The sequence below is a fragment of the Streptomyces sp. NPDC018031 genome, assembly GCF_044327625.1.
Classification (GTDB): domain Bacteria; phylum Actinomycetota; class Actinomycetes; order Streptomycetales; family Streptomycetaceae; genus Streptomyces.
Genome location: NZ_JBIRFT010000012.1, coordinates 20,414 through 44,834, shown reverse-complemented (window position 1 = coordinate 44,834; position 24,421 = coordinate 20,414). Strand labels below are relative to the sequence as shown.

General features: G+C 77.6%; 22 protein-coding genes. 17 read left to right on the top strand and 5 right to left on the bottom strand.

Annotated elements, in window-relative coordinates; genetic code table 11:
- Positions 1-13: 13 nt before the first annotated feature.
- The 3 genes from ACH4B3_RS24025 to ACH4B3_RS24015 all read right to left on the bottom strand — a co-directional run bounded on the left by ACH4B3_RS24025 (position 14) and on the right by ACH4B3_RS24015 (position 1,765).
- Entirely contained in the window at positions 14-712 is a 699-nt protein-coding gene (locus tag ACH4B3_RS24025; protein WP_398465872.1) for a DUF3618 domain-containing protein, read from the bottom strand.
- Positions 688-1,053: a phage holin family protein gene (locus ACH4B3_RS24020; RefSeq protein ID WP_398465870.1), complete on the bottom strand. Its 366-nt coding sequence runs from the start codon at positions 1,051-1,053 to the stop codon at positions 688-690. Before ACH4B3_RS24020 ends, ACH4B3_RS24025 begins: the two co-directional genes overlap by 25 nt.
- 118 nt (positions 1,054-1,171) lie before the next feature.
- Positions 1,172-1,765: a hypothetical protein gene (locus ACH4B3_RS24015; protein WP_398465868.1), complete on the bottom strand. Its 594-nt coding sequence runs from the start codon at positions 1,763-1,765 to the stop codon at positions 1,172-1,174.
- Between the two features lie 636 nt (positions 1,766-2,401).
- Here ACH4B3_RS24015 and ACH4B3_RS24010 point away from each other — a divergent pair.
- From ACH4B3_RS24010 to ACH4B3_RS23980, 7 genes are all read left to right on the top strand, one after another.
- Positions 2,402-3,052: an NAD(P)H-binding protein gene (locus ACH4B3_RS24010; protein WP_398465866.1), complete on the top strand. Its 651-nt coding sequence runs from the start codon at positions 2,402-2,404 to the stop codon at positions 3,050-3,052.
- A 354-nt stretch (positions 3,053-3,406) separates the two neighbouring features.
- Positions 3,407-4,438, top strand: a complete 1,032-nt coding sequence (locus ACH4B3_RS24005; protein ID WP_398465864.1) for a 3-oxoacyl-ACP synthase III family protein — start codon at positions 3,407-3,409, stop codon at positions 4,436-4,438.
- On the top strand, positions 4,435-5,244 hold the full coding sequence (locus ACH4B3_RS24000; protein WP_398465862.1) for a glycosyltransferase family 2 protein: 810 nt from the start codon (positions 4,435-4,437) through the stop codon (positions 5,242-5,244). The genes ACH4B3_RS24005 and ACH4B3_RS24000 overlap by 4 nt, the downstream gene beginning before the upstream one ends.
- Positions 5,244-6,875 carry a class I adenylate-forming enzyme family protein gene (locus ACH4B3_RS23995; protein ID WP_398465860.1) on the top strand — a complete coding sequence of 544 codons (1,632 nt, stop codon included), beginning with the start codon at positions 5,244-5,246 and terminating at the stop codon, positions 6,873-6,875. Before ACH4B3_RS24000 ends, ACH4B3_RS23995 begins: the two co-directional genes overlap by 1 nt.
- 5 nt (positions 6,876-6,880) lie before the next feature.
- The gene (locus tag ACH4B3_RS23990; protein ID WP_398465858.1) at positions 6,881-7,660 is read left to right on the top strand and encodes a glycosyltransferase family A protein; all 780 of its coding nucleotides are present in this window, start codon (positions 6,881-6,883) and stop codon (positions 7,658-7,660) included.
- Between the two features lie 230 nt (positions 7,661-7,890).
- Positions 7,891-8,961, top strand: coding sequence for a cytochrome P450 (locus ACH4B3_RS23985; RefSeq protein ID WP_398465856.1), 1,071 nt, complete (start codon positions 7,891-7,893; stop codon positions 8,959-8,961).
- Positions 8,958-9,989: an NAD-dependent epimerase/dehydratase family protein gene (locus ACH4B3_RS23980; RefSeq protein ID WP_398465854.1), complete on the top strand. Its 1,032-nt coding sequence runs from the start codon at positions 8,958-8,960 to the stop codon at positions 9,987-9,989. The genes ACH4B3_RS23985 and ACH4B3_RS23980 overlap by 4 nt, the downstream gene beginning before the upstream one ends.
- A gap of 109 nt (positions 9,990-10,098) precedes the next feature.
- Here ACH4B3_RS23980 and ACH4B3_RS23975 read toward each other — a convergent pair whose 3' ends face one another.
- Both ACH4B3_RS23975 and ACH4B3_RS23970 read right to left on the bottom strand, forming a co-directional pair.
- On the bottom strand, positions 10,099-10,599 hold the full coding sequence (locus ACH4B3_RS23975; protein WP_398465852.1) for an SRPBCC family protein: 501 nt from the start codon (positions 10,597-10,599) through the stop codon (positions 10,099-10,101).
- Between the two features lie 61 nt (positions 10,600-10,660).
- Positions 10,661-12,298, bottom strand: a complete 1,638-nt coding sequence (locus ACH4B3_RS23970; protein WP_398465851.1) for a phytoene desaturase family protein — start codon at positions 12,296-12,298, stop codon at positions 10,661-10,663.
- Between the two features lie 1,305 nt (positions 12,299-13,603).
- On the opposite strand from ACH4B3_RS23970, the gene ACH4B3_RS23965 reads away from it, so the two are divergent.
- From ACH4B3_RS23965 to ACH4B3_RS23920, 10 genes are all read left to right on the top strand, one after another.
- The gene (locus ACH4B3_RS23965; protein WP_398466143.1) at positions 13,604-14,899 is read left to right on the top strand and encodes an MFS transporter; all 1,296 of its coding nucleotides are present in this window, start codon (positions 13,604-13,606) and stop codon (positions 14,897-14,899) included.
- Positions 14,900-15,205: 306 nt separating this feature from the next.
- Positions 15,206-15,964, top strand: a complete 759-nt coding sequence (locus tag ACH4B3_RS23960; protein WP_398465849.1) for an SDR family oxidoreductase — start codon at positions 15,206-15,208, stop codon at positions 15,962-15,964.
- 125 nt (positions 15,965-16,089) lie between these two features.
- A complete protein-coding gene (locus ACH4B3_RS23955) occupies positions 16,090-16,284 on the top strand; it encodes a DUF2795 domain-containing protein (protein ID WP_398465847.1) in 195 nt (64 codons plus the stop codon).
- A gap of 58 nt (positions 16,285-16,342) precedes the next feature.
- Entirely contained in the window at positions 16,343-17,305 is a 963-nt protein-coding gene (locus ACH4B3_RS23950) for an NAD-dependent epimerase/dehydratase family protein (RefSeq protein ID WP_398465845.1), read from the top strand.
- A 157-nt stretch (positions 17,306-17,462) separates the two neighbouring features.
- Positions 17,463-19,163 carry a carbamoyltransferase gene (locus ACH4B3_RS23945; protein WP_398465843.1) on the top strand — a complete coding sequence of 567 codons (1,701 nt, stop codon included), beginning with the start codon at positions 17,463-17,465 and terminating at the stop codon, positions 19,161-19,163.
- Positions 19,160-20,296, top strand: coding sequence for a glycosyltransferase family 2 protein (locus tag ACH4B3_RS23940; RefSeq protein WP_398465841.1), 1,137 nt, complete (start codon positions 19,160-19,162; stop codon positions 20,294-20,296). The genes ACH4B3_RS23945 and ACH4B3_RS23940 overlap by 4 nt, the downstream gene beginning before the upstream one ends.
- Positions 20,293-20,961, top strand: coding sequence for a D-glycero-alpha-D-manno-heptose-1,7-bisphosphate 7-phosphatase (locus tag ACH4B3_RS23935; protein ID WP_398465839.1), 669 nt, complete (start codon positions 20,293-20,295; stop codon positions 20,959-20,961). The genes ACH4B3_RS23940 and ACH4B3_RS23935 overlap by 4 nt, the downstream gene beginning before the upstream one ends.
- Positions 20,958-22,013 (top strand): glycosyltransferase family 9 protein, encoded by a 1,056-nt coding sequence (locus tag ACH4B3_RS23930; RefSeq protein ID WP_398465837.1) that lies wholly within the window; start codon positions 20,958-20,960, stop codon positions 22,011-22,013. Before ACH4B3_RS23935 ends, ACH4B3_RS23930 begins: the two co-directional genes overlap by 4 nt.
- 4 nt (positions 22,014-22,017) lie before the next feature.
- Positions 22,018-22,983 carry a glycosyltransferase gene (locus ACH4B3_RS23925; protein WP_398465835.1) on the top strand — a complete coding sequence of 322 codons (966 nt, stop codon included), beginning with the start codon at positions 22,018-22,020 and terminating at the stop codon, positions 22,981-22,983.
- Positions 22,983-24,320, top strand: a complete 1,338-nt coding sequence (locus ACH4B3_RS23920) for a glycosyltransferase (protein ID WP_398465833.1) — start codon at positions 22,983-22,985, stop codon at positions 24,318-24,320. The genes ACH4B3_RS23925 and ACH4B3_RS23920 overlap by 1 nt, the downstream gene beginning before the upstream one ends.
- Positions 24,321-24,421 lie beyond the last annotated feature (101 nt).

Below are 24,421 nucleotides of genomic sequence, written 5' to 3'. Positions count from 1 at the left end.
TTCGTCCCCTCCGCTAGCTTCCGGAGTCCCGGTCGCGTGCTTCACCGGTGACCGCCGAGCCCGACTGCCGGGCCTGCTCGGCGACCTGGCCACCTTGGTCCCGGGCTTCTTCCTTCATGGCCCTGGCTCCCTCCGCGGCTGCTCCCTTGACCTCCTGGGCCGCCTGCTGGACACCCTCGGTGGCGGTCTCCCTGACGCGCTGGGCCGAGTCCATCGCGGCCTGCTTGACCGGCTCCATCGCCTCGCCCGCCCGCTCGGTCACCCGGGCGGCCGCCTGCTGCTCGGCCTCCGAGGCGGGCAGCAGCGACGCGGCCAGCAGCCCGGCACCGAAAGCGATCAGCCCCGCGGCGAGCGGGTTGCCCTGGGTCTGGCGCATGGCCTGCTCCGGCGCGCCCCGGACGGCATCGCCCGCCTGGCCGGCGGTGTCCCGTGCCGAGCCGACCGCCTCGCGTACCGTGCCGGCGGCGTCCTGCGTGCTCTGCCGCGCCGACCGGGCAACCTGCTCGGCGCCCGCCTGGGTCCGGCCCGCGGACTCCGAGGCGGTGCCCATCACCCGCTCGCGGATTCCGGTGGCGGTGCCCCGCATGCGTGAAGCTCGCCTGCGCATCCGTTTGCGCGGGCCGGTCCGGTTGGACAGCCGGTCGACGTCCGCGGCCAGCCTGGCGCGGGTGGCCTCGATCTCGCTCCTCATCTGGTCGGGTGACGTGCCCATTGCGCATCCTCCTTCAATGTCTCCACGGTCCGTTCGGGCTTGGGCGAGACCGTCCGCATCCGTGACCGGCCCAGCACGAAGAGCACGGCACCGACGGCCGCCCACACACCGGTGACGATCAATGCCGCCCAGCCGGTGTCCATGAGGTTGGCGAGGCCGAACACCGCGGCCAGCGACAGGAACAGCGCCACCATGTAGCCGGCGAAACCGGCTCCGCCGAACATCCCGGCGGCCTTCCCGGCCTTGGCGGCTTCCTGCCGGATCTCCGCCTTGGCGAGTTCCGCCTCCTGGCGGAGCAGGGTCTGCGCGTCCCGGCCCACCGCGGCCAGCAACTCACCCACCGAGGGTTCCCGCTCGCGCGCCCGCGCCGCTTCCTCCGTCCACCGGGACGGCCGCGCGACCCGGGCCGGCCGGTCGGTCGGCGGAGCCCCGGGAGACCGCGTCGACATCGTGGCCATCTCACACCCCCGGGTAGCCCGGCAGCTCCGAACGCTCCGCGCCTTCCGGCGAGGTGCCTTCGGTGCCGTCCGACGGCTGTTTCCGCGCCGGCGGCTGGGCCGAACCGTCCGCACCACCGGACTTGGCGAGCCTGCCGACCACCAGACCGGCCAGGGCCGCACCTCCGAGGAAGACGCCCGGGCGACGGCGTGCGAAGTCCTCGAGGTCCCGCACCATGTCGCCGACGCCGTGCCGGTCGAGGTAGTCCGCCGCCCGGTGGCCGCCGTCCGCCGTCTGTGTCACCATCCCCCGGGCCGGGGAATCGGCGGCGTCGCGGGAGAGACCGTGCAGGTCGTCCGCCCACTGGCGCACCGTGCCCGCCAGGCGCCGGGTCTGGCCGTCCACCTCATCCGCCACCCGGCCGCGCATCTCGTGCAGCACCGTGCCGGCCTGTTGCCGGGCCTGCCCCGCGACCTCCTTGGCCTGATCGGCCGCGGTGGCCGTCACCTCACCGGCGGCCTGTCCGGCCCGGCCGGTCGTCGCCGACGCCTCGGCTTTCGCCGCCCGGCCGACCTCCCGCGCCCGGCCGCTGTCGTCCGTGGTCCCATCGCTCATCGGTCTGCTCCTCGACTCCTTGGGTCATGAGGTCGTGAGGGGCGCGCGCGGCCGGTGGCCGGTGTGTCACAGCCGTGCTCTCCATGACCCGGCGCGGTGCGCCCATCTGTCATGGCGCCCGTCTGGCGTGCGTGTCCTTGCCCGGGTCCTCCCTCGCAGCCCGGGTTACCACTGACCCGGGGAGAAAACAGCCCGGGGCCGCGTTCTGGGGAGGAAGCCACCATCACCCCCGGTCGCCGGACGCGTGCGGGACGCCACCACACGCCCGGCGGTGTGCCGGGAGGCCGGACCGTCCCCGTGGCACCCGTGCCGGGCACCGTCCGCACCGGTGCGGCGGCCGGGGTGTCCTCCCAGGGCCGGGCCGAGGGCGTCGGCGCAGGTGCCGAAGCGGCGTCCGGGCGTCGGCGTCCGACCCGTGGTCCCCGAAGTCCTCCACGTGCCACGGCCGCCGCCGGGAGGGTCCGGGCGCAGACGTGACCACTGATCGCGGGTTGCCGCTGCGGATCCGGACGCGCCGGCAGGAGGGATGGTGCAGCATGGTCCCGGGCAGCAGCCCAAGGGCCCGGCCCCCCGCTTCCGCCCGGCCCCCCGCGGGCGGCCCGAAACGTCCGACCCGCCCGTCCCCTGTGAGGATCCATGGAATCGCGAACCGCCCTGCTGGCCGGGGCGAGCGGCCTCGTCGGGGGGCAGGTGCTGACCCGACTGCTCGCCGACCCGCGCTACGACCGGGTGATCGTGCTGACCCGCCGCCCACTGGAGCCGACGCGTCCGGAACTCGACGTACGGGTCGTCGACTTCACCGCGCTCACCTCCGCCGACGTGCCGGCCGTCGACGACGTGTACTGCACGCTGGGCACGACGATGAAGAAGGCCGGGTCCCGGCAGGCGTTCCGCGAGGTGGACCACGACATGACCGTGGCCGTCGCCCGCCTCGCCCGTCAGGCGGGGGCCCGCCGTATCGCCTTGTGCTCCGCCATCGGCGCCGCCCCCACCGCCCGCCAGTTCTACCTGCGTGTCAAAGGTGCGACCGAACACGACGTGATCAGCCTCGGCTATGACAGCACCCAGATCTTCCGGCCCTCCCTCCTGCTGGGCGCGCGCGCCGAAAGCCGGCCGGCCGAGCGCCTCGGCATCAAACTCGCGCCGGTGGTCGCCCCCCTGCTGACCGGGCGGCTGCGCCGGTACCGGCCGGTGACGGCCGAGCGCCTCGCGGCCGCGATGATCCGTTCCCTTGCCGCACCCGCGCCGGGCACGACGGTGCACACCTTCGACGACTTCCTGCCGTAGCGGCTCGCAGCGGGAGCCGGCAGCACGTTTCGCCGCCCCGCGCGACCCGTCTCCCGCCCCTCCTTCGACCGCCGCGGAGCCCGCGGCGACGCCCCGCACCCAGGCCCGCCGCCGCCTCGCCCGCCCCCGCGTCGGCGTGCTGCCCGCCGTGCTCCTGGCGGACGACGTCCGAGGGGCAGTGCTCGGCGACGCAGCCCGCCACCAGTCGCGCAGCCCCGGACCGGCCCCGCACGACCGACCGGGCCAGGCCGAGGACACCGGGGCAACCCCGGACGAAACCGAGGGGAACAGCTCATCACCAGCTGAGTACGGATACTCAGGCAGATGGTGTCCGGCGTCCCGAATGCTGGCCCCATGCCCAGTACCAGAACCGCTTCCGGGCCGCGGCCCACGCGCGTCGGGATCACCGCTGCCGGCTCCTGCCTGCCCCGGCAGCACCTCACGTCCGAGGAACTGCGGCGCAAGGTCACCGACAGCGGTGGACTCACCCTGCCCCGGGGGTTCTTCGAACGGGCCACGGGGATAAGGACCCGGCGGATCGCCGGCGACGGCGAGTACGCCTCCACCCTGGCCACCGGCGCGGCCCGGCAGGCCCTCGCCGACGGGGGACTCGACCCGCTCGACATCGACCTGCTGCTCTACGCCTCCGCCACCCGGGACATCGCCGAGCCCGCCACCGCCCACCTGGTCCAGGCCGAACTCGGCACCCGCGCGCACGCCCTGGACGTCACCAACGCCTGCAACAGCTTCGTCAACGGCATCGACACCGCCCGCTCCATGATCCTCGCCGGCCGGGCCGGCCGCGCCCTGGTGGTCACCGGCGAGACCCCGACCCGCGCCATGCGGACCGCGCCGGCCGGACCGGCCGAATTCCGCGCCGGCTTCGCCGGATACACCTTCGGGGACGCCGGCGCCGCGGTGGTGGTGGAGGCGGTCGAACGCGGCGGCATCCTCGACGTCGACACCGAGACCTACTCCGAACACTGGGCCGTCGGCGGCATCTTCGGCGGCGGCTCCCGCCATCCGCGCGACACCGAGCACACCTACTTCGTGGGTGACGGCCGCGAACTGCGCGGCGTGTTCGAGAAGGTGGGCACGGCGGTACTCGACCGGGTCCGGCACCGCACCGGCCTCCAGTGGCCGGACTACGCCCGCGTCCTGGTCCACCAGGTGACCCTGCCGTACCTGGAGCGGTTCATCGAGATCACCGGGGTGCCCCGGGAGAAACTCGTGATCACCGTGGAGGAGCTGGGCAATGTGGCCAGCGCCTCCCTCGGGGTGCAACTGGACCGGATACGGCACGAACTGGCCCCCGGCGACCCGGTCCTGTTCATCGGCCTCGGCGGCGGCGTCAGCATCATGACCATGGTGTGGGAGGCGTCGTGAACCACCGCCTCCCGGAACAACTCGCGCCGCACCCCGCCGGCGGCGGTGCGGCGGAGCGCACCGGGCCCCGTCTGTGGGTGGTGGTGCCCGCCTACCAGGAGGCCGCGCGGATCGGCGCGACCCTCGACGCACTGGCCCGCCAGCACGACCGGGACTTCACCCTCCTCGTCGTGGACAACGCCTCCACCGACGGCACCGCGGACATCGTCCGCCGCTTCGCCGCCCGCGCCCCGTTCCCGGTGCGCGTGCTGACCGAGCCGGAGAAGGGCGTGGGCTGCGCCGTCGACACCGGATTCCGGTACGCGATCGGGCACGGCGCCACCCACCTCGCCCGCACCGACGCCGACTGCCTGCCCCGGCCGGGCTGGACGGCCGCCGCCCGGGCCACACTGACCAGGCTGGGCGAGGGCATGGTGTGCGGCCGGCTCGACGCCCGCCGGGACGAACACGGGCCGCTGGGCCGGGCCGCGTTCCGCACGCTCGTCGCCATCGCCGCCGCCTTCGGCCGGCTGCGCCCCGCCCACCGGCCACGGCACGGGTTCCGGGCGCCGTACCGGATGCACGCCGGCAACAACATGGCCATCACCGCATCCCTGTACCTGGCCGTCGGCGGCATGCCGCGCCGCCCGTCACCCACCGACCGGGCCTTCCTCAACCGGGTGCGCCGCCACACCGCCGACATCGCCCGCTGCCGCCGGATGGTGGTGGAGAACTCCACCCGCCGGCTGCGCGCCTACGGCCTGGTCGGCACCGCCCGCTGGTACCTGGACCTGGGCAGCGGCCGGCACACCGCGGACCCGCGCTGATGCTCGACCGACTCGCCCACACGCTGCGCGCCGGGGCGCACCGCCCCGCCGTCCTCGGCCACACCCGCTCCGGGGCGGTGCGGGTGCGTGCCACCTGCGGTGACCTCGCCGATCTCAGCGAGGCGTACGCGGCCGCCCTGCACGCCCGCGGCCTCGCCCGGGGCGACACCATCGGCGTCGCGGTCCGGCCCGGCCCCCGGGCCCTCGCCCTGATACTGGCGGCGCACCGGCTGGGGCTGCGCGCCGCGGTGCTGGACCCCGGCGCGGGGCCGGAGGTGCTGAGCGCCCGGCTCGCGCTGGCCCGCCCGGCGCTCGTCCTCGCCGACGCCACCGCCCAGGCGGTCGCCGGATGGGCCGGACGGCCGGCCCGCCGGGCCGGACTCGCCCTGCCCGACCTGGCCTCGCTGGGCCCCGTCGCGACCCTGGGCCGGCGGCTGCCGGGCTGCGCCCCCCGACTGGACCTGGACGTCTCCCGCCGCCCGCTGCCCGCGCCCGCCGCGGACCCGGACGCCGACGCCGTGATCGTCTTCACCTCCGGCACCACCGCCCGCCCGCGGGCCGTGGTGCACAGCCGCGCCGGACTGGCCGCCGGCATGGACGCGGTGGCCGCGCTCGTCGGCCCGCGCGCCGGGGCACCGGTCCTGGGCGGCACCTTTTTTGTCCTGGTGCCCGCCCTGGCCCACGGCGCCCCGGTCGCCCTGCCCGCCCGGTCGCCGCGGGTCCTCGCCCGGCAACTGCGGCGCCTGGCACCGCAGGCCACCTACCTCACCCCGCCGCAGCTGCGCGCCGCGCTCGCCGAGCGGGCCCGCTTCACCGGCCGGGTCTGGACCGGCTCGGCCCCGGCCGGCGCCCGGCTGCTGGGCCGGGTCAGGCAGGCGGGCGCCGCCGAGGCATGGGGTGTGTACGCGCTCACCGAACTCTTCCCCGCGGCCGCCGTGGAGCACGCCGAGAAGGCGGCGTTCCACGGCGCCGGCGACCTGGTGGGCGCCCCGCTGCCGGGTGTCCGGGCGCGGCCGGACGCCAGCGGCGAACTGCTGCTCGCCGGGCCCGCCGCCCGCGACCGCTACCTCGGGGAGCAGCCCGCCGCCTGGGTGCGCACCGGGGACCGGGCCCGGCTGGACGGCGGCCGGATCGTCCTGGAGGGCCGACTGAAGGACATGGTGCTGCGCGGCGCGGAGAACATCTACCCCGGCCTCCACGAACCGGCGCTGCACACCGCCGAGGTGGAACTCGCCGTACTGGTCGGCGTACCGGCCGGGGACGGCGACGAACTGCTGGTCGCCCTCGTCCAGCCGCGGCGCGGCGCCGACCCCCGCCGGGTCCGCGCCGCGCTCGCCGGACCGCTGCGGCGGATGGGCGCCGCCCGCCCCGACGCCGTGCTCCTCACCGACGTCCCGCTGGCCGGCCGCTCCCGCAAGCCCGACCGGGCCGCCGCGGCCCGCCGGGCGGCGGCCGCGCTGGCGGAGCGGGACCGGGACCGCCCGCGCCGGTTCCCGCCACCGCGCCGCCGGCCCCGGCGCGGCGAGCCGCCGCCACCCGTCCGTCCGGCCGGCCCCGGCCCCGGACCCGCCGGCGGGGCGCCTCCCGCGCCACCGGCCGCCCCGCCCCATCCGACCGAGCACTCCAGATGAGGACCATGACCGCACCGAATCGACACCGGCCCGCCCTGTGGGTCGTCGTCCCCGCCTACAACGAGGCCCGGGCGATCGGCGGCACCCTCGCCGCGCTCGCGGCCCAGTCCGACCGGGACTTCACCCTCGCCGTGGTGGACAACGGTTCCACCGACGCCACCGCGGCCGTGGTGCGCGCCTTCGCCGCCGACGCGCCGTTCCCCGTCCGGCTCGTCCACGAACCCCAGCACGGGACGGGCGCCGCCGTCGACTCCGGCTTCCGCCACGCCATCGGCCGCGGCGCCGGCTGGCTGGCCCGTACCGACGCCGACTGCCTGCCCGCCCGGGACTGGGTCGCCACCGTCAAGTCCGAACTGGGCCGCGGCGCAGAGATGGTGTGCGGCCGCAGTGTGCCCCGCCCCGACGAGTCACCCGGCTTCGCCGAGGCCCGGCTGCTGCCCGCGGTCATCCGGCTCACCGCCCTCTACGGCCGCTACCGCAAGGCCCACCGGCACCCCCGCTACCGGGCGCCCTACGTGCTGTGCCACGGCCACAACCTCGCGCTCACCGCCGACCTCTACGTGCGGTGCGGAGGCACCCCGCGGGTGACCCTCAGCGAGGACTCCGAGGACGTCGCCCTGCTCAACCGGGCACGCCGGCACAGCGACCGGATCGTCCGCGCCGAGCACCTGGTGGTCCACAACAGCCTGCGCAGGCTGCGGGCCTGGGGCCCGCGCCGCACCCTGCTCTGGTACTGGGACCGGCGCTACCACCCGGCCACCGAGGCGGAGGTACACGTCCGATGAGGCCGTTCCGTCCCTCCGCCGGCCGGTCCGCGGACCGGCGAGGCGCCCCGCCGGTTCCCCGGCCGGCCCCGCGGGCCGGTGCCACGCTCCGGGCGGCGTCGGCACGCACCGCCGAGGACCCGGCGCGGGCCGCCGGGCCGGAGCGCCCGGGGGCCGCCCCGGAAAGCTCCCGGCGGCGCCGCCGGCGCGCCCGGCGACGGGACCGCCGGGTCTACCTCGCCGGTCACCCGGTGCTCTTCGCGCTGCTGGCCGCCACCCGCCACCGCCCCGTGGTCCGCCTCGGCCGCACCGTCGTGGTCCACGGCACCGACGCCTTCCGCCAGGCCCTCACCCGCGTCCCGCTGGACCGCACCGCACCGGGCACCACCGGGGCCGCCGCCAAGACGGCACTCTCCCGGGGCACTCCGGGCACCCCCGGCGGGGACGCCCCGGCGGGGGTGCTGTTCGACCAGGACGGCAGCGGCCACCGCACCGCCCGCCGCGCCGTCGGCCACGACCTCGGGGCCGCCGGGGTGGCAGCCCTCCGCCCGCTGTGGCGCCAGGTGCTCGACCGGCGACTGGCACCGCTCGCCCACCCGGGCGGCACCGTCGACCTGGCCGACGTGGCCCGTGAGGTGGCCGGCACCACGGTGTGCGCGCTGCTGCGCCTCGACGCCGACCCATGGGCCGTCACCGCGGCCGCCGCCGAGGCCGCGGCGGCCGCGGTGCGCGAGCACCTCCCCGGCCCGCGACGGCCCGGCCCCCGGGTGGCCGCCGCCGCGGCCCGTCTGGAGGCCCTGCTGGGCTCCGCCGCGGCCGAGGACCACGCGCTGCGCGCCATGCTGGCCACCGCCGCCGTCACCACCACGGTCGCCGCGCTGCCGCGCGCCGCCGCCTGGTGCGCCGACGCCGGGCTGTGGGCGGACGCGGCCGACCCGGGCCTGCGTCCCCTGCTGGTGGGCGAGTTGCTGCGGGTCGTCGCCCCGTCCCCGCTGCTGCCCCGGGTCGCCGCGGCCGGCAGCACGGTGGCCGGCTGCCCGGTGCGCCCCGGCGACCGGCTCGTCCTGGTGGCCCGGCACGCGGTGCGCGCCCACGCCATGGACCCGGACTGCCGGCGCCCGGCCTGCCCCGCCGACTCCCAGCTGGTCTTCGGGGCAGGCCCGCACGCCTGCCCCGGCGCCCGGCTGGCCCGGGCGCAACTCGCCGACCTGCTCGCCGCGCTCGCCCCGCACCGGCCCGGCGTGGTGCGGGCCCGGGCCGACCGGCACGCGGCGCTGCCGGGCTGGCGCACCCTGGTGCTGCGCGCCGGGCAGGCCCGGTGACCGCCCGCCGCCCCGGCCCGCCGGGTGCCGGCGCCGGCGACGGCCGGTTCCGCCCGGCGGCGCCCGGCCGGCCCGGCCTCGCCGGTCTCCGGCTCGCCGTCACCGGCGCGAGCGGCTTCTGCGGCGGCCACCTGGCCCGGGCCGCCGCTGCCGCCGGGGCCCAGGTGGTGTGCGTGGGACGCCGCCCCGGGCCGGTCGGCGAACACGTTCCGTGGGACGCCGCCCGTGCGGTGCCCGATCTCGCGGGCGCCGATCTGGTGGTGCACTGCGCGGCGGCCGTCGGCGATCCGGTGCCCGGCTCACCGGCCGAGGCGCTGATGCACGCCGTCAACGTCGACGGCACCGCCCGGCTGCTGCGCGCCGCCGGCGGGCGACCGGTGGTCTGGGTGAGCAGCGCCAGCGTCTACGACCCGCGCCCGGACCGCGGGCGGGTACGGGAGGACCATCCGGTCTCCGGCCACCTCAACGCCTACGGCCGCACCAAGGCCGCGGGGGAGCGGCTGGCGCTGGCGGCCGGGGCCGTGGTGCTGCGGCCCCGGGCCGTCTACGGGCCCGGCGACCCGCACCTGGTGCCCCGGCTGACGGCCCGGGTGCGCGCCGGAACGCTGCTGCTGCCCGGGCGGGACGTCCGGCTGAGCCTCACCGCGGTGGAGAACCTCACCGACGCCTGCCTGTCCGCCGCCGGCTGGCCGCCCGGCGCGTACAACATCGCCGACGCGGCGGCCTACCCCCGGGACCGGACGGTGCGCGAGGTGCTCCGGGCCCACGGCACACCGGCCCGGATCCGGCACCTGCCGCGCGGCGCCGCCCTGGCGGTGGCCGGCGCGCTCCAGGGCGTGGCGCGGCACCGTCCGCACGCCGAGCCCGCACTCACCCGCTACGCGGTCGACCAGCTCGCGCACACGGTGGTGCTGGACATCGGCAAGGCGCGGGCCCGGGGCTGGTCCCCGCGCCGGACCCTCGGCGACTTCCTGGCCGAGGTGCGCGCCGGCCGCCCGGTACCGGGCGGCACGCCGCCGGCCGGCTGAGGCCCGGCGCCCGGCCCGGGCCGGGCGCCGGGTCCCTGTCCGTCCGGCCCTCTGCCCGTCCGGCGCCTCGTGCCCGCCCGGGGCACCGGGCGCCGGGCGGGGCGCCCGCTCACCACGGACCGGTATCCCCCTCGGCGACGCGGCCGGGCCCGCCGCCGGACGTCGCCCGCGCGCCGGGCGGAGCGGAACGCTCGATCAGCCCGGCGAGGCGGCGCAGCATGGCGCGGTGCCGCAGTTGCAGCAACGCGTCGACGACGCCGTTGTGCCACCGCGAGCCGGGCCCGCTCAGCGGGTGCTCGTCGACGATGAGCAGCGCGTCCTCGCCCCACGGCAGCACCTCGATGGCGATCCGGGCGGAGCCCAGCGAGCCGCTCCGGGCCTCCAGCTGCAACTCCGTGGGTGGCTCGCAGCGGCGTACCACGGTGTCCCCGCGCAGGCGCCACGGCCCGATCCGCACCGACCAGCGGAGCGCGGCGCCCACCGCCGGCCAGCCGTCGAGCTGGTGGCTGCGCTCCGTGCCCACCACCCACTCCGCGTATCTCTCACCGTCGCTGAGCACGGCCCACACCGCCTCCGGCGACCTTCGGACGAGCACATGACGTACGGCCACGGGGTCTCCTCTCGGCTCTCACCCGGGCTCCGGAGCGCCCGCCCCGGGCCCGGTCCGGTGGTCAGTCACCTCTCCCTCCGAGCGCGCCGCGCAGCGCCGACCACACCGGGTGCAGTACGCGCCGGGCCGAGGGGCGGCCGGCCCACAGCGCGGCACGGGCCGCGTTGGCCCCGCACGCGCCGTGCACCCCACCGCCGGGGTGAGCGGAGGCCGAGGCCAGGTACAGCCCGCGGACCGGCGTCTCCGGCCGGCCCGTCCCGACCGTCGGCCGGAACATCAGCTGTTGCTGGAAGGCGGCGGTACCGCCGTTCACCGCGCCCCGTTCCAGACTGCGGTCGAGCCGCTGCAGATCCGTCGGGGCCAGCACCCGGCGGGCGAGCACGGTGTCCCGGAAGCCCGGGGCCAGCCGCTCCACCTCCGCCTCCACCCGGGCGGCCATCGCCTCCTTGGCGCCATGGTCCCAGCGGTCCCCCAGGCCCGCACCACCGGCGTCACCGCGGGCCCGCTGCGGCAGATGCGTGTACGCCCACGCCGACTCGGTGCCGGCCGGGGAGCGCCGGGGGTCCGCCGTGGTCATCTGTCCCAGCAGGGCGAACGGCCGGTCCGGCACCTGCCCGGTGGCCAGCTGGGCCGCGTAGCGCGTCAGATGGTCCAGGCCGGCGGCGAGGTGCACGGTGCCCGCCCCGCCCGCGGCGGGAGCCCGCCACGGAATGGGCCGGGACAGCGCCCAGTCGACCTTGAACGTGGCGTGGTCCCACTGGAACCGCGCCAGGTCGGCGCGGAGCCGGGCCGGCAGCCGCTCCCAGCCGACCAGCTCGCCGTAGAGCGCGGGAGCGGGCACATCGGCGAGCACCGCGCGCCGGGCCCGCACCGGCTCGCCGGCGGCGGTCCGCACCCCGGTGCAGCGGCCGTCGGCGATCAGCACCCGCGCCACGGGCGACGCGCAGCGCACCGCTCCTCCGCGCGCCTCCAGCCGGCGCACCAGCGCCGCCGTGAGCTGCTGCGCCCCGCCGGCGGGCACCGGCCAGCCCACCTGCTGCCCCAGCATGGCCAGCAGCCAGCCGAACGCCGCGCTGCCCGGCGATTCGGGGAACAGGTCCGCGTGCAGGGCGCAGCCGGCCAGCAGCAGCGGCGCCCCGGCCCCGATGAACTCCTCCTCGCCCAGCCGCCGGACCGGCAGCGCCAGGGTCCGCAGCGCACGCAGCCCGCCCGCCGAGCGCAGCCGGGCCGCCAGCGCCACCCCCGACCGGACCGGCGGGAACGGGGTGAACAGCGCCTCGACGAGGTCCTCGCCCAGCGCGTCCCACAGCTCCACCAGCCGCAGGTAGGCCGAGCCGTCGCCCGGCCCGCACGACTCCAGGACCTGCGCGGTCCGCTCCCGGTCCCGGTACAGGACCGGGCACCGCCCGTCCGGCATCGGATGCGCCAGCACGGCGGGTGCGTGGCTCCAGCGCAGCCCCCAGCGCTCCAGCTCCAGCCCGCGCATCGCGGGGGACGCCGCGGCCAGCGGATGGAACGAGCTGAACAGGTCGTGCACATGATCCGGATGGACGCCGCGGTCGCTGCGTACGGCTCCGCCGGGGTCGGGCGCGGCCTCCAGGACCACCACCTGCCAGCCGGCGTCCGCCAGGATGTTCGCCGCCACCAGGCCGTTCGGGCCCGCCCCGACGACCACCGCGTCGACGGTCCGGCCGTTCACCGGCCGCCACCCGTACCGGCCGCGGCCCGGCGCGGACGGCCGGCGCGCGGCGGAACCGGCGCCCGGCCGACGCGGCGATCGCCGCCGGCGCCGCGGGGTGTGCGCGGCACCGGGTGCCGGCCGCCGCCCGTGCCGGGCGGCTCCGCGGGCCGGTGGCCGGCCGCTGCGGCACCCCGGGCGCGCCCGTCCCCGCCGGGACGCGCCGCCCCGGCGTCCGGGCGGTGGCCGGCCGGCCCCGGGGCCACCGTCCGCGGGGCGTGGCCCCCGGCCTGCCGTGGGTCGACGATCACCGTTCCTCACCTCCCGGGCCTCACCGGTCGCGGGCGCCCCGGTCAGGACAGCCGGGTTTCCGGCCGGCCCGCGGTCAAACGACCCGGCGGCCGGGGCCCGGGCGGCAGCGGAGACCCGGGGGCCCGGGCACCAGGAGGGTCGGTCCACCGTGCGGCCGACGGGCACTCGTCGGGGCGGTCCACCGGACACGGACGGGGATCCGGCCGGAGGTGGCGGATCGAGGGGGGTGGGCTGCCAGGGGCACGCGACCGGCCGGGCGGGCCACCTGGCGGGGACGTGCCTCCAGCCGGAGGTGGGGCACCCGTCGGGGCGGGCCACCGGACACGGACGGGCTTCCGGCCGGAGGCGGCCGGTCGGGTCGGCGTCACCTGGGCGGGGCGGGCCACCACGCGGACGACGGGCACCCACGCGGACGGCCGGCAACCCGTGCGGGGTGGCCGCCGGGGCGGGGAGGGCGTGCGGGCCGGGCCGGAAGGCCGGCCGGCGGGAGCCGGTGGTCCCGCCCCGCCGGGCCGGACGGCCCCCGGCCGGGGGCCGAACGGCCCGGCCGGCCGGACGGTCCGGCGGGCGCCGGGTGACGGCCCGGGTACGAGGCGTGCCGGGGCACCGGCCCGGGGGCCGCCCCGCGCGCCGTGTGAGCAAGCCCACCAGAAGTCCAAGTCGCCCGGTGCGCGGGGGTGTTCCGCGGGCCGGGGCGATCCGGGCGCCGCCGGTGGGGCGCAGGTCACGGCATCCGGCCGAACCGCCTGTGACGATGGGACGGCGCCGAGCCCAAGCCCTCGGCAGGCCCCGGGGACGGGGCCTTCTCGCTGCTCCCACCGCCCCGCTCGCCCGATCCCCGCGCGGCTTGCCCCGCGCCCGCGACGAAGCTCCCGGACCATGCCTCTGATTCCTCGCCCCCGCCTGGGCACCCGCGCCGCCGCCGACCGGTCCGGCGCGGTGTCCGCCGGCTCCGCGGCCCCGACCGCCACGGCTCCCGACCGGGCGCCGTGGCGGTGCCTGCGCCACCCCAGCATGCGCTGGTGGTCGATGGCCAACCTGGTGTCCAACACCGGTACCTGGATGCAGTTGACCGTGCAGAACCTGCTGGTGCTGCAGATCACCGGCTCCGCCGCGGCCACCGGACTCTCCCTGTCGGTGCAGGCCGCGCCCGGTCTGCTGCTCGGCCTGGCCGGCGGCGCCGTGGTCGACTCCTGGCCGCGCAAGGTCACCGCCACCGTGAGCCAGGCGGTCCTGGGTCTGGTCGCGTTCGCCACCGCCGCGCTGGTCGCCTTCGACCAGCTGAACATGCCGCTGCTCATGGTCCTGGCCGCGGTCACCGGAATGGTGGCCACCGTGGACGGGCCGGCGTGCGCGCTGCTCGGCAACGACCTGGTGCCGGTGGAGGACGTCCCGTCGTCCATCGCCCTGGGCTCCGTGGTGCACAGCGTGGGCCGTCTGATGGGTGTCGCTCTCGCGGGTGTGGCCGTGGCCGCGTTCGGCGCGGCCGCCGCGTACGCCGCCAACGGCGTGTCGTTCCTGCTGGTCGCCCTGGTCATCCCGTTCCTCCGGTTGCGTCCGCAGCCACAGCCACCGGCCGAACAGGCCGAACAGGCCGCACCGGCCGGGCGGGGCCGCGTGGCGCGCAAGGGCGGCAGCCGCGAGGGCCTCGCGTTCTTCCTCGGCCGGCCCCGGCTGGTGGCGCTGACCGTGGTCACCGCGGTGAGTGCGATCTTCGGTCGCAACTACGGGCTGACGCTCGCGGTGCTGGTCACCGGCCCGCTGGCGGGTGGGGCGGAGGAGTTCGGCACCGTCTCCACGGTGCTGGCCGCCGGCGGCATCGCGGGCGCGGTCCTCGCCGGGCGGCTGCGCCGCCCCTCGGTGCGGCTGGTCGCCACGCTGGCCGCGGTGGGTGCCCTGCTCCAGGTCGCGGCCGGTTTCGCGCCCGAGCTGTGGCTGCTGATCCTGCTGGTCGCGCCGATGGCCGTGGTGGAGTCGATCTCCGACACCGCGGGCAACACGGTCCTGCAGACCGACCCGCCGGCCCATATGCGCGGCCGGGTGCTCGGGGTCTGGCGCAGCGCCGGCACCGGCTGGGGACTGGCCGGTCCGCCGCTGCTGGGTCTGCTGATGGAGTGGGCCGGGCCGCGTGGCGCGCTGATCGCGGGCGGGCTGCTGATCACCGCGGTGATCGGCGCGGGCGCCGCGTACCACTCCCGCCGTTCCGCCGGTGCGTCTGCCGGTGGCCTGGTCCCGGCGCTGCCCGGTGCCCCGGTGGCGGTCCCCGCCCCGGTGGCCGCCCCGGTTCCGCAGCTCACCACGGTGGCCTGACCGGGCGTCGGGCTGCGCGCGCCGCGCCGGTGCCGCGCGGTGCGGGCAGCCGGCGCTCCGGGGCCGGGCCCCGGAGCGCCGGCCCCGGCACATCCCCGCGGCGCTCCGCGCGCGTCGGCACAGCAGAACCCGCGTCACCCGGCGAGTCGGGCCCGTCCAGCCGGGTGACTGGCGATATGTGCCGTTTCGCCATTTTGGCCATGGGTACTCCGTGCTGGGCATACGGGCGGCCGGACCTCCGGCCGCCCGCTCGACCCCACGGGGCCACCGGACCACCGGCCCCCCGGGACAGCGGAGGAGCGGGACATGGCCGACGTGACGGATGACTCGGCACCGGACGGACTGCGCGGACGACACGCCCTGGTCACCGGGGGCGCCCGCGGCCTCGGGGCCGCCATCGTGCGGCGGCTGGCCGGCGCGGGCGCGCTCGTCACGGTGGCCGACCTCCGGCGCGACCTGGCCGAGAAACTCTGCGGCGAGCTCGGCGAACAGGGCCACCGGGCCACCTTCGCGCAGCTCGACGTACGGGACCCGGCGGCGGTGGCCGACCTGTTCACGGAACTGGACGCGACCGACCGGCCGGTGGACGTGCTGGTCAACAACGCGGCCGTGGACGTCTCCAAACCCATCGAGCACCTCAGTCCCGACGAGGTGACCCGGGTCGTCGGCACCAACCTCCTCGGCCCGATGTACCTGTGCCTGGAGGCGTACCGCCGCATGGTGGCCCGCCACCGGGGACACGTCGTGAACATCCTCTCCACCGCCTCCCACCGCACCTGGACCGAGGCCGGGCCCTACTCGGCCGGCAAGGCGGGGCTGCGGGCCTTCACCCACACCCTGTTCAAGGAGGCCCAGCGGGACTGCCTCGGGGTCGGCGTGACCGGCATCATCGCCGGCGGCATGGCGACCCCGTTCGTCCTGGAGCGCTTCCCGGACGCCGACCGGTCGCTGCTGCAGAGCCCCGACATCGTCGCCGACACCGTCCTGTACGCCCTCTCCGTGCCGACCGGCAGCGCGGTGGCCGAACTCGTGGTCGTACCGCGCAGTGAGTCCTCCTGGCCGTGACGGAACCGCCGCACGGCCGGCCGCGCGCCCCTCCGCGCCGCCCCGCACACCGCACTCAGCTCCCTCAACCCTGCCCGCCCGGCCACCGCCGGTGACCGGCAACCGATGAGACGAAGGAGAACGCCATGGCCGAGAAGCTCAACCCCATCGAGGTCCAGAAGGCCCTCAAGGACGCCGAGTACCCCTGCGACAAGCAGACCCTGGAACAGCGGGCCCGGGACAACGGCGCCAGCGACAGCGTCGTGCAGAGGATCCACAACGCCAAGCGCAACCGGTTCGAGGGACCGGACGACGTCCAGCGGGAGATGTTCGGCAAGTAGCGCCCGCCGCGTGGATCCGGCCCCGGCCCCGGCCGAAGCACACCGAGGGAGATCGCACATGAGTGATGCCACCCGCCGCTTCCGGCACGCCGTGGTCACCGGTGGAGCCGGCTTCGTCGGCTCGCACCTGTGCACCGCACTGCTGGACCAGGGCACCGCGGTCACCTGTGTGGACGACTTCTGCACCAGTACTCCGGAGAACGTCGCCCACCTGGCCGGGCATCCCGACTTCAGGCTGGTCCGCGCCGACGTCACGCAGGAGTGCGAGGTCGGTCGGCGGGCCGACCTCGTACTGCACCTCGCGTCGCCGGCGTCCCCGGCCGACTACCTCCGGCTCCCCCTGCACACCCTGGAGACGGGGAGCCTCGGCACCCGCAACGTGCTCGCCCTGGCCCGCCGGCACGGCGCCCGCTGCATCCTCGCCTCCACCTCCGAGGCGTACGGCGACCCGCAGCAGCATCCGCAGAGCGAGCGGTACTGGGGGAACGTCAACCCGGTCGGCCCGCGCAGCGTCTACGACGAGGCGAAACGCTTCGCCGAGGCGCTCACCACCGCCGAGGGCCAGGTGCACGGCACCGACACCGGCATCGTCCGGCTGTTCAACACCTACGGGCCCCGGATGCGCGGCCACGACGGACGCGCCGTCCCCACCTTCATCCGCCAGGCCCTCGCCGGCGACCCGCTCACGGTGACCGGCGACGGGCAGCAGACCCGGTCCATCGCCTACGTCGACGACACCGTCCGCGGCATCCTGGCGATGGCGGCCTCCGACCTGACCGGGCCGGTGAACATCGGCAACCCGACCGAGATCACCATGCTCGAACTCGCCCGGAAGGTCATCGAACTGGCGGGCTCGCGGTCCACGGTCCGGTTCATCGAGCGGCCCACCGACGATCCCGCGGTGCGCTGCCCGGACATCACCCTGGCGCGCGGCAAGCTGCTGTGGGAGCCGACCGTGCCGCCGGACGAGGGGCTGACCCGCACCATCGACTGGTACCGGGCGCGGTCCGCCACCGGTTGAGCCACCCCGCCCGCGGCGCCCCGCCCGGCCGGCCGCCCCCGGCGCGGCCGGCCCGGCCGGACCCGCCGCCGGCCGCACCCCCCGCCGCCGGCGCGCACCCGCGCCCGGCCGCCACCCGGCGCGGCCCGCCCCGAAGCCGACGAAAGGCAGCACGGCCATGCGCGTACTCGGCGTCAACGCCCTCTTCCACGACCCGGCCGCGGCCCTGGTCATCGACGGCCGTACGGTCGGCGCCGCCGAGGAGGAACGGTTCTCGCGGCGCAAGCACGGCAAGCGGCCGCTGCCGTTCTCGGCCTGGGAGATGCCGGAGCGGGCCGCGGCCTGGTGCCTGGCCCAGGCCGGGCTGCGCCCGCAGGACCTCGACGCCGTCGCCTACTCCTACGACCCGTCACTGGCCGAACCCGCCGACAGCCTGGGCCTGGACGATCCCTGGGACCACCTGCGGCAGACCTACGCCCGCGAGGCGGCCGGATTCCTGCGGGCCGCGCTGCCCGGACTCGACCCGGACATCGTCCGCTTCGTGCCGCACCACATGGCCCACGCCGCGTCCGGTGCGCTGGCCGCGCCCGACGCGGCCCACTCCTCGGTCCTGGTGCTCGACGGCCGCGGCGAGGCCACCTCGCACCTGGCCGCCCGCCGCGTCGGCGACCGGCTGGAGGCGCTGCACGGCCAGCGGCTGCCGCACTCCCTCGGCCTGGTCTACGAGGAACTCACCGAGCACCTGGGCTTCCTGCGCTCCTCCGACGAGTACAAGGTGATGGCCCTCGCCTCCTACGGCCGGCCCCGGATGGCCGCGGAACTGCGCCGCCACATCCACCCCACCGGCGACGGCGGCTTCCGCGCCACCGGGGTCCCGTGGGCCGAACTGGCCCCCGCGCTGCGGCCGGGCGAGGCCTGGAGCGCGGTCCACGCCGACCTCGCGGCCAGCGCCCAGCGGGTGCTGGAGGAGACGCTGCTGGACCTGGTGCGGTGGCTGCACGGACGGACCCACGACCGGCTGCTCACCATGGCCGGGGGAGTGGCGCTCAACTGCGTGGCCAACGCCCGGATCGCGCGCGAGGGGCCGTTCGAACGGGTGTGGGTGCAGCCCGCCGCGGGCGACGCCGGCACCGCGCTCGGCAGCGCGCTGCTGGTCGCCGCCCAGGGCGGCGAGCGGCCGCAGCCGATGACCGGGGCGGATCTGGGGCGCGGCTGGTCCGACGCCGAACTGGAAGCCTGGCTGAAGACCGCGGCCGTCCCCTTCGAACGGCCCCCGGACGTCGCCGAGGAGGTCGCCGCGGCGCTCGCCGGCGACGCCGTGGTCGCCTGGTTCCAGGGCCGCTCCGAGTACGGCCCCAGGGCGCTGGGGCACCGCTCGCTGCTCGCCCACCCCGGCCGGTCGGGCAACCTGGAGCGGCTCAACGACGTCAAGGGCCGCGAGCAGTTCCGGCCGGTCGCACCCATGGTGCTGGCCGACCGGGCCGCCGACATCTTCGACGGCCGGCTGCCCAGCCCGTACATGCTGTTCGTGCACCGGGTGGCACCCCGGTGGCGGGACCGCATCCCGGCGGTGGTGCACGTGGACGGCACCGCGCGGGTGCAGACCGTGGACCCCGCCGACGAACCGCTGGTCGCCCGGATGCTCACCCGCTTCGAACAGCTCACCGGCCTCCCCGTGGTGATCAACACCAGTCTCAACACGGCCGGCCGGCCGATGGTCGACGATCCGCGCGACGCCCTGGAGTGCTTCGGCTCCGCCCCGGTCGACCTGCTGGCCATCGGCCCCTTCGTGGTCCGGCGCGGCGCGTTCTTCGCCGGCGGGATGCCCGACGCCGGGCACCTGGACGCCGGCCGCCCGGACGCCGGGGACCCGCTGTGAGCGCCCGGGACGCGCACCGGGGACACCGCGAGGACCCGGGCCCGGCCCCGGCCTGCCCCCCGTACGCCGTGGTCGTGCCCACCCTGGGCCGGCCCAGCCTGCAACGCGTGCTGTGGGCGCTGGCCGAGGCGGCCGGCCCGCGCCCGGCGCGGATCGTGGTGGTGGACGACCGGCCGGGGGCCGGCACCCGGCCGCCCGGCCTCGCCGTCCCCGAACCGCTGCGGTCCCTGGTCACCGTGGTGGCCGGCCGCGCCGCGGGCCCCGCCGCCGCCCGGAACCTCGGCTGGGCCACCTGCCCCGAGCCGTGGATCGTCTTCCTCGACGACGACGTGCTGCCCGGGCCGGACTGGGCGGCGGAACTCGCCGCCGACCTCACGGCGGCCGGTCCGCGCACCGGCGGGGTGCAGGCCCGCATCGCCGTGCCGCTGCCGGAGCACCGCAGGCCGACCGACTGGGAGCGCAACACCGCCGGGCTGGCCACCGCACGCTGGATCACCGCCGACATGGCCTACCGGCGGGCCGCCCTGGAGGACGTGGGCGGCTTCGACGAACGCTTCCGGCGCGCCTTCCGGGAGGACGCCGACATCGCGCTGCGGGTACGGGCGGCGGGCTGGACCCTCGGCACGGGGCGCCGCCGGACCACCCACCCGGTTCGCCCCGCCGACCGCTGGGTCTCGGTCCGCACCCAGGCGGGCAACGCCGACGACGTACTGATGAACCGGATCCACGGCCGCGACTGGTGGCGCCGCGCGGAAGCCCCGCGCGGCCGGCTGCCCCGCCACCTGGCCGTCACCGCCGCGGCGGTGGCCGCCGCCGGCTGCGCGCTGGCGGGCCGGCCCCGGGCCGCGGGGCTCTGCGCGGCCCTGTGGCTGGCCGGCACGGGCGAGTTCACGCTGGCTCGCGTGCTCCCCGGACCGCGCACCCGGGAGGAGATCACCACCCTCACGGTCACCAGCGCCCTCATCCCTCCGGTGGCGGTGGCCCATTGGGCGCGCGGCCTGATGCGCCCTCACCGCCGGCCGCTCCGCGGGGCCGGCCCGGCGACCGGCCGGGACCGCCGCCGACTGCTGTCGGCCGGTGTCACGCTGAGCAGCGTTTCGTCCTCATTTGTACGGATACTCGGTGCCAGGTGAAGACCACCGCAGCCCTCACGGCACCCCCCGCGGACACCGCGGAGCCCTGGCTCTTCGGCTCCGCCGCCACCCGCCCGCACCGCGTCCGGCACCCCGCCGCGGACGACCGGGGCCGCCTCCCCGCGGCGGTGCTGTTCGACCGGGACGGAACCCTCGTCCAGGACGTGCCCTACAACGGGGACCCGCGGCGGGTGCGGCCCATGCCCGGCGCCCGCGCGGCGCTCGCCCGGCTGCGCCGCCACGACGTCCCGCTCGGCGTGGTCAGCAACCAGTCCGGCGTCGCCCGCGGCCTGCTGTCCTACCGTCAGGTGGAGGCCGTCCGGCACCGCGTGGAGGACCTGCTCGGCCCGTTCGACGTGTGGGCGGTCTGCCCGCACGGCCCCGGCGACGCCTGCGGGTGCCGGAAGCCGGCACCGGGTCTGATCCGCGCCGCCTGCCGCCGGCTGGGCGTGCCACCCCACCGGACCGTCGTCATCGGCGACATCGGATCCGACCTCGCCGCCGCGCACGCGGCCGGCGCCGCCGGCATCCTCGTCCCCACCCCGGCCACGCTCCCGGCGGAGGTCGCCACCGCCGACCGCACCGCCCACGACCTGCCCACCGCGGTACGGGACATCCTCACCGCGCGGCACCCCGCCGGCCCGGCGCCGCAGGACCGCGCATGACGGGCCGCGCGCCGCGCACCCTGGTGGTGCGGCTGGACAGCGCCGGGGACGTGCTGCTCGCCGGACCCGCCGTCCGCGCCGCCGCCGCCGGATCCGGCCGGCTGGCGCTGCTGTGCGGACCGCTCGGCGAGGAGGCCGGCCGGATGCTGCCGGGAGTGGACGAGGTACTGGTCCACGACGCGCCGTGGGTCGGCCTGGACCCGCCGCGGGTGGCACCGGAGAACCTCACCGCGCTGCTGCGCGCCGTCGGCGAACGGCGGTTCGACCGGGCCCTCGTCCTCACCTCCTACCACCAGAGCCCGCTGCCCGCCGCCCTCCTGCTGAAGTGGGCGGGGGTGCCGTGGGTCGCCGCCGACAGCGAGCACTACCCGGGGTCCCTGCTGGACCTGCGGCACGCCCGCGCCCCGCACGCCCACGAGGCGCGCGCCGCGCTCGATTTGGCCGAGGCCGCGGGCTTCACCCTGCCGCCCGGCGACCCCGGCGGCCTGCGCACCCTCCCGCCGCCCGACACCACCCCGCTCACCGGAGCCGACCCCTATGTCGTGGTGCACCCCGGCGCCGCCGTCCCGGCCCGCAGCTGGACCCCGGAACGGGCCGGGCGCGCGGTCGCCGCACTCGACCGCGCCGGCCACCGGGTCATCGTCACCGGGGGCGCCAACGAGAAGGAGCTGACCGCCGCCGTCGCCGGTGACCGGGCACTCGACCTGGGCGGGCGCACCGGACTGGGCGAACTCGCCGGCGTCCTGGCCCGGGCGGGCGCCGTGGTGGTCGGCAACACCGGCCCCGCCCACCTCGCGGCGGCCGTCGGCACCCCGGTGGTCTCGCTGTTCGCCCCGGTCGTCCCCGCCGGACGCTGGGCACCCTACGGCGTGCCGCACGTCCTGCTGGGCCGGCAGCAGGCGCCCTGCGCCGGCACCCGGGCGCGCGCCTGCCCGGTGCCCGGCCACCCCTGTCTGGACTCCGTCACCGACGAGGAGGTGCTGGGCGCCGTCGACTCGCTGCTGACCGGCGCGGCGGGCGCCCCGCCGCCCGCCCCCGACCCCCGGAGGTGACCGCGTGAACATCCTGCTCTGGCATGTCCACGGTTCCTGGACCACGGCGTTCGTACAGGGCCCGCACACCTACCTGGTGCCGGTCCTGCCCGACCGCGGCCCGGACGGGCGCGGCCGGGCCCGCACCTTCACCTGGCCCGACTCGGTCGTCGAACTCCCTCCGGACCGGCTGCCCACCGCCGGCGTCGACCTCGTCGTCCTGCAGCGCCCCGAGGAACTGCCGCTGGCCACCCGCTGGCTCGGCGGCCGCCGCCCGGGCCGCGACGTGCCCGCCGTCTACCTCGAACACAACGCCCCCGACGGGGAGGTGCCCGGCACCCGGCACCCGATGGCCGACCGGGACGACATCCCGCTGGTCCACGTCACCCACTTCAACCGCCTCTTCTGGGACAACGGGCGCGCGCCCACCACCGTCGTCGAACACGGCGTCGTCGATCCGGGGCACCGCTGGACCGGGGAACTGCCGCGCGCCGCCGTGGTCGTCAACGAGCCGGTGCGGCGCGCCCGCCACACCGGAACCGACCTGCTGCCCGCCCTCGCCGCGGCCGCCCCGCTGGACGTGTTCGGCATGCGCACCGAAGGGCTCGCCGCACACCTGGGACTGCCCGCCGACCGCTGCCGCACCGCCGACCTCCCGCAGGCCGAACTGCACACCGCCATGGCCCGGCGGCGCCTGTACCTGCACCCGGTGCGCTGGACCTCGCTGGGCCTGTCCCTCATCGAGGCCATGCACCTGGGGATGCCCGTCGTCGCGCTCGCCACCACCGAGGCAACCGAAGCGGTACCGCCGGGCACCGGAGTGCTCTCCACCCGGCCGGAGGTCCTCGCCGAAGCCGCCCGCCACTACCTGAGGGAACCCCGGGCGGCGGCCGAGGACGGTGCGCGCGCCCGCCGCGCCGCCCTCGACCGGTACGGACTCAAGCGCTTCCTGGCCGACTGGGAGCGACTGATCGAGGAGGTGACCCGCTGATGCCGCGCATCCACCGCACCGGCGGCCGGCGTACCCGGGCGCCCCGGGCCGCGGCCCTGCGCGCCCCGGCCGGCCAGGGCCCGCAGCCGCCCCCCGCCGCCCTGCACATCGCACTCGTCTCGGAGCACGCCAGCCCGCTCGCCGCACTCGGCGGCGCGGACGCCGGCGGCCAGAACGTCCATGTGGCCGCCCTCGCCGCCGCGCTCGCCGACCGCGGCCACCGCGTCGTGGTCCACACCCGGCGCGACGCCCCGGACCTTCCCGACCGGGTCCCGCTGCGGCCCGGCGTCGAGGTGCGGCACGTACCGGCCGGCCCCGCCGAGCCGGTACCCAAGGACGAACTGCTGCCCCACATGGCCCGGTTCGGCAGCCGGCTCGAAGCGGACTGGCGGGCCGATCCCCCCGATGTGGTGCACGCGCACTTCTGGATGTCAGGCGTCGCCGCCCTGCACGCCGTCCGCCGCCTGGACCTGCCCTTCGCCCACACCTACCACGCCCTGGGCACGGTGAAGCGGCGGCACCAGAAGGAAGCGGACACCAGCCCCGCCGACCGCGTCGACTGGGAGACCAGGGTCGGCGCGGCCTGCGACCGCACCATCGCCACCTGCCGGGACGAGGTGGGCGAACTGCTCGCCATGGGCCTGGACGAACGGTGGATCGACGTGGTGCCGTGCGGTGTCGACCCGTACCGCTTCTCCCCGCGCGGTCCCGGTGTGCCCCGGCGCACCGACCGCCACCTGCTGGTCCAGATCGGGCGGCTGGTGCCGCGCAAGGGCGCCGGCCTGTCCATCGCCGCACTGGTGCTGCTCCCCGGGGCGGAACTGGTCATCGCCGGCGGGCCGCCCCCCGACCGCCTCGGCACCGACCCCGAGGCGTGCCGGCTGCGGGACCTCGCCCGCGATCTGGGCGTGGCCGACCGGGTCCGCTTCACCGGCGGGGTGCCCCGGGTCGCCGTGCCCGCACTGCTGCGGACCGCCGACGTGGTGCTGTGCCCCGCGGACTACGAGCCGTTCGGCATCGTCCCGCTGGAAGCCATGGCCTGCGGCACACCGGTGGTGGCCAGCGCCGTCGGCGGGCAGCGGGACACCGTAGAGGACCGGGTCACCGGCCGGCTCGTCCCGCCCGGCGACCCGGTCGCGCTCGCCGAGGCCACCGCGGGCCTGCTCGCCGACCCCGCGCTGCGGGCCGCCTGCGGGGCGGCCGGCCGCCGCCGGGTGCTCGGCCGCTACGGATGGGACCGGATCGCGGCCGCCACCGAGCACGTCTACCGCGACGTCCGGGTCCGGCGCCGCGACCCCGGCGGACCCCTGACCCCCGCGGCCTCCCGCCGCGCCTGACGCACCGACCCGTGTGAAGCGACCCGTGTGAAGGAGGTGCGGGCCCGTGCCGCCCGCCGGTACCCCGGCGGGCCGGACGGCCCCGGCGAGCCATGACCGAT

Bases quoted from the DNA above. Each gene is read 5' to 3' on its own strand.
- ACH4B3_RS23995 (WP_398465860.1), top strand. From the start codon at position 5,244: ATGCTCGACCGACTCGCCCACACGCTGCGCGCCGGGGCGCACCGCCCC.
- ACH4B3_RS23965 (WP_398466143.1), top strand. From the start codon at position 13,604: ATGCGCTGGTGGTCGATGGCCAACCTGGTGTCCAACACCGGTACCTGG.
- ACH4B3_RS24005 (WP_398465864.1), top strand. From the start codon at position 3,407: ATGCCCAGTACCAGAACCGCTTCCGGGCCGCGGCCCACGCGCGTCGGG.
- ACH4B3_RS23950 (WP_398465845.1), top strand. From the start codon at position 16,343: ATGAGTGATGCCACCCGCCGCTTCCGGCACGCCGTGGTCACCGGTGGA.
- ACH4B3_RS23945 (WP_398465843.1), top strand. From the start codon at position 17,463: ATGCGCGTACTCGGCGTCAACGCCCTCTTCCACGACCCGGCCGCGGCC.
- ACH4B3_RS23920 (WP_398465833.1), top strand. From the start codon at position 22,983: ATGCCGCGCATCCACCGCACCGGCGGCCGGCGTACCCGGGCGCCCCGG.
- ACH4B3_RS23955 (WP_398465847.1), top strand. From the start codon at position 16,090: ATGGCCGAGAAGCTCAACCCCATCGAGGTCCAGAAGGCCCTCAAGGAC.
- ACH4B3_RS24010 (WP_398465866.1), top strand. From the start codon at position 2,402: ATGGAATCGCGAACCGCCCTGCTGGCCGGGGCGAGCGGCCTCGTCGGG.
- ACH4B3_RS23990 (WP_398465858.1), top strand. From the start codon at position 6,881: ATGACCGCACCGAATCGACACCGGCCCGCCCTGTGGGTCGTCGTCCCC.
- ACH4B3_RS24025 (WP_398465872.1), bottom strand. From the start codon at position 712: ATGGGCACGTCACCCGACCAGATGAGGAGCGAGATCGAGGCCACCCGC.
- ACH4B3_RS24015 (WP_398465868.1), bottom strand. From the start codon at position 1,765: ATGAGCGATGGGACCACGGACGACAGCGGCCGGGCGCGGGAGGTCGGC.
- ACH4B3_RS23930 (WP_398465837.1), top strand. From the start codon at position 20,958: ATGACGGGCCGCGCGCCGCGCACCCTGGTGGTGCGGCTGGACAGCGCC.
- ACH4B3_RS23960 (WP_398465849.1), top strand. From the start codon at position 15,206: ATGGCCGACGTGACGGATGACTCGGCACCGGACGGACTGCGCGGACGA.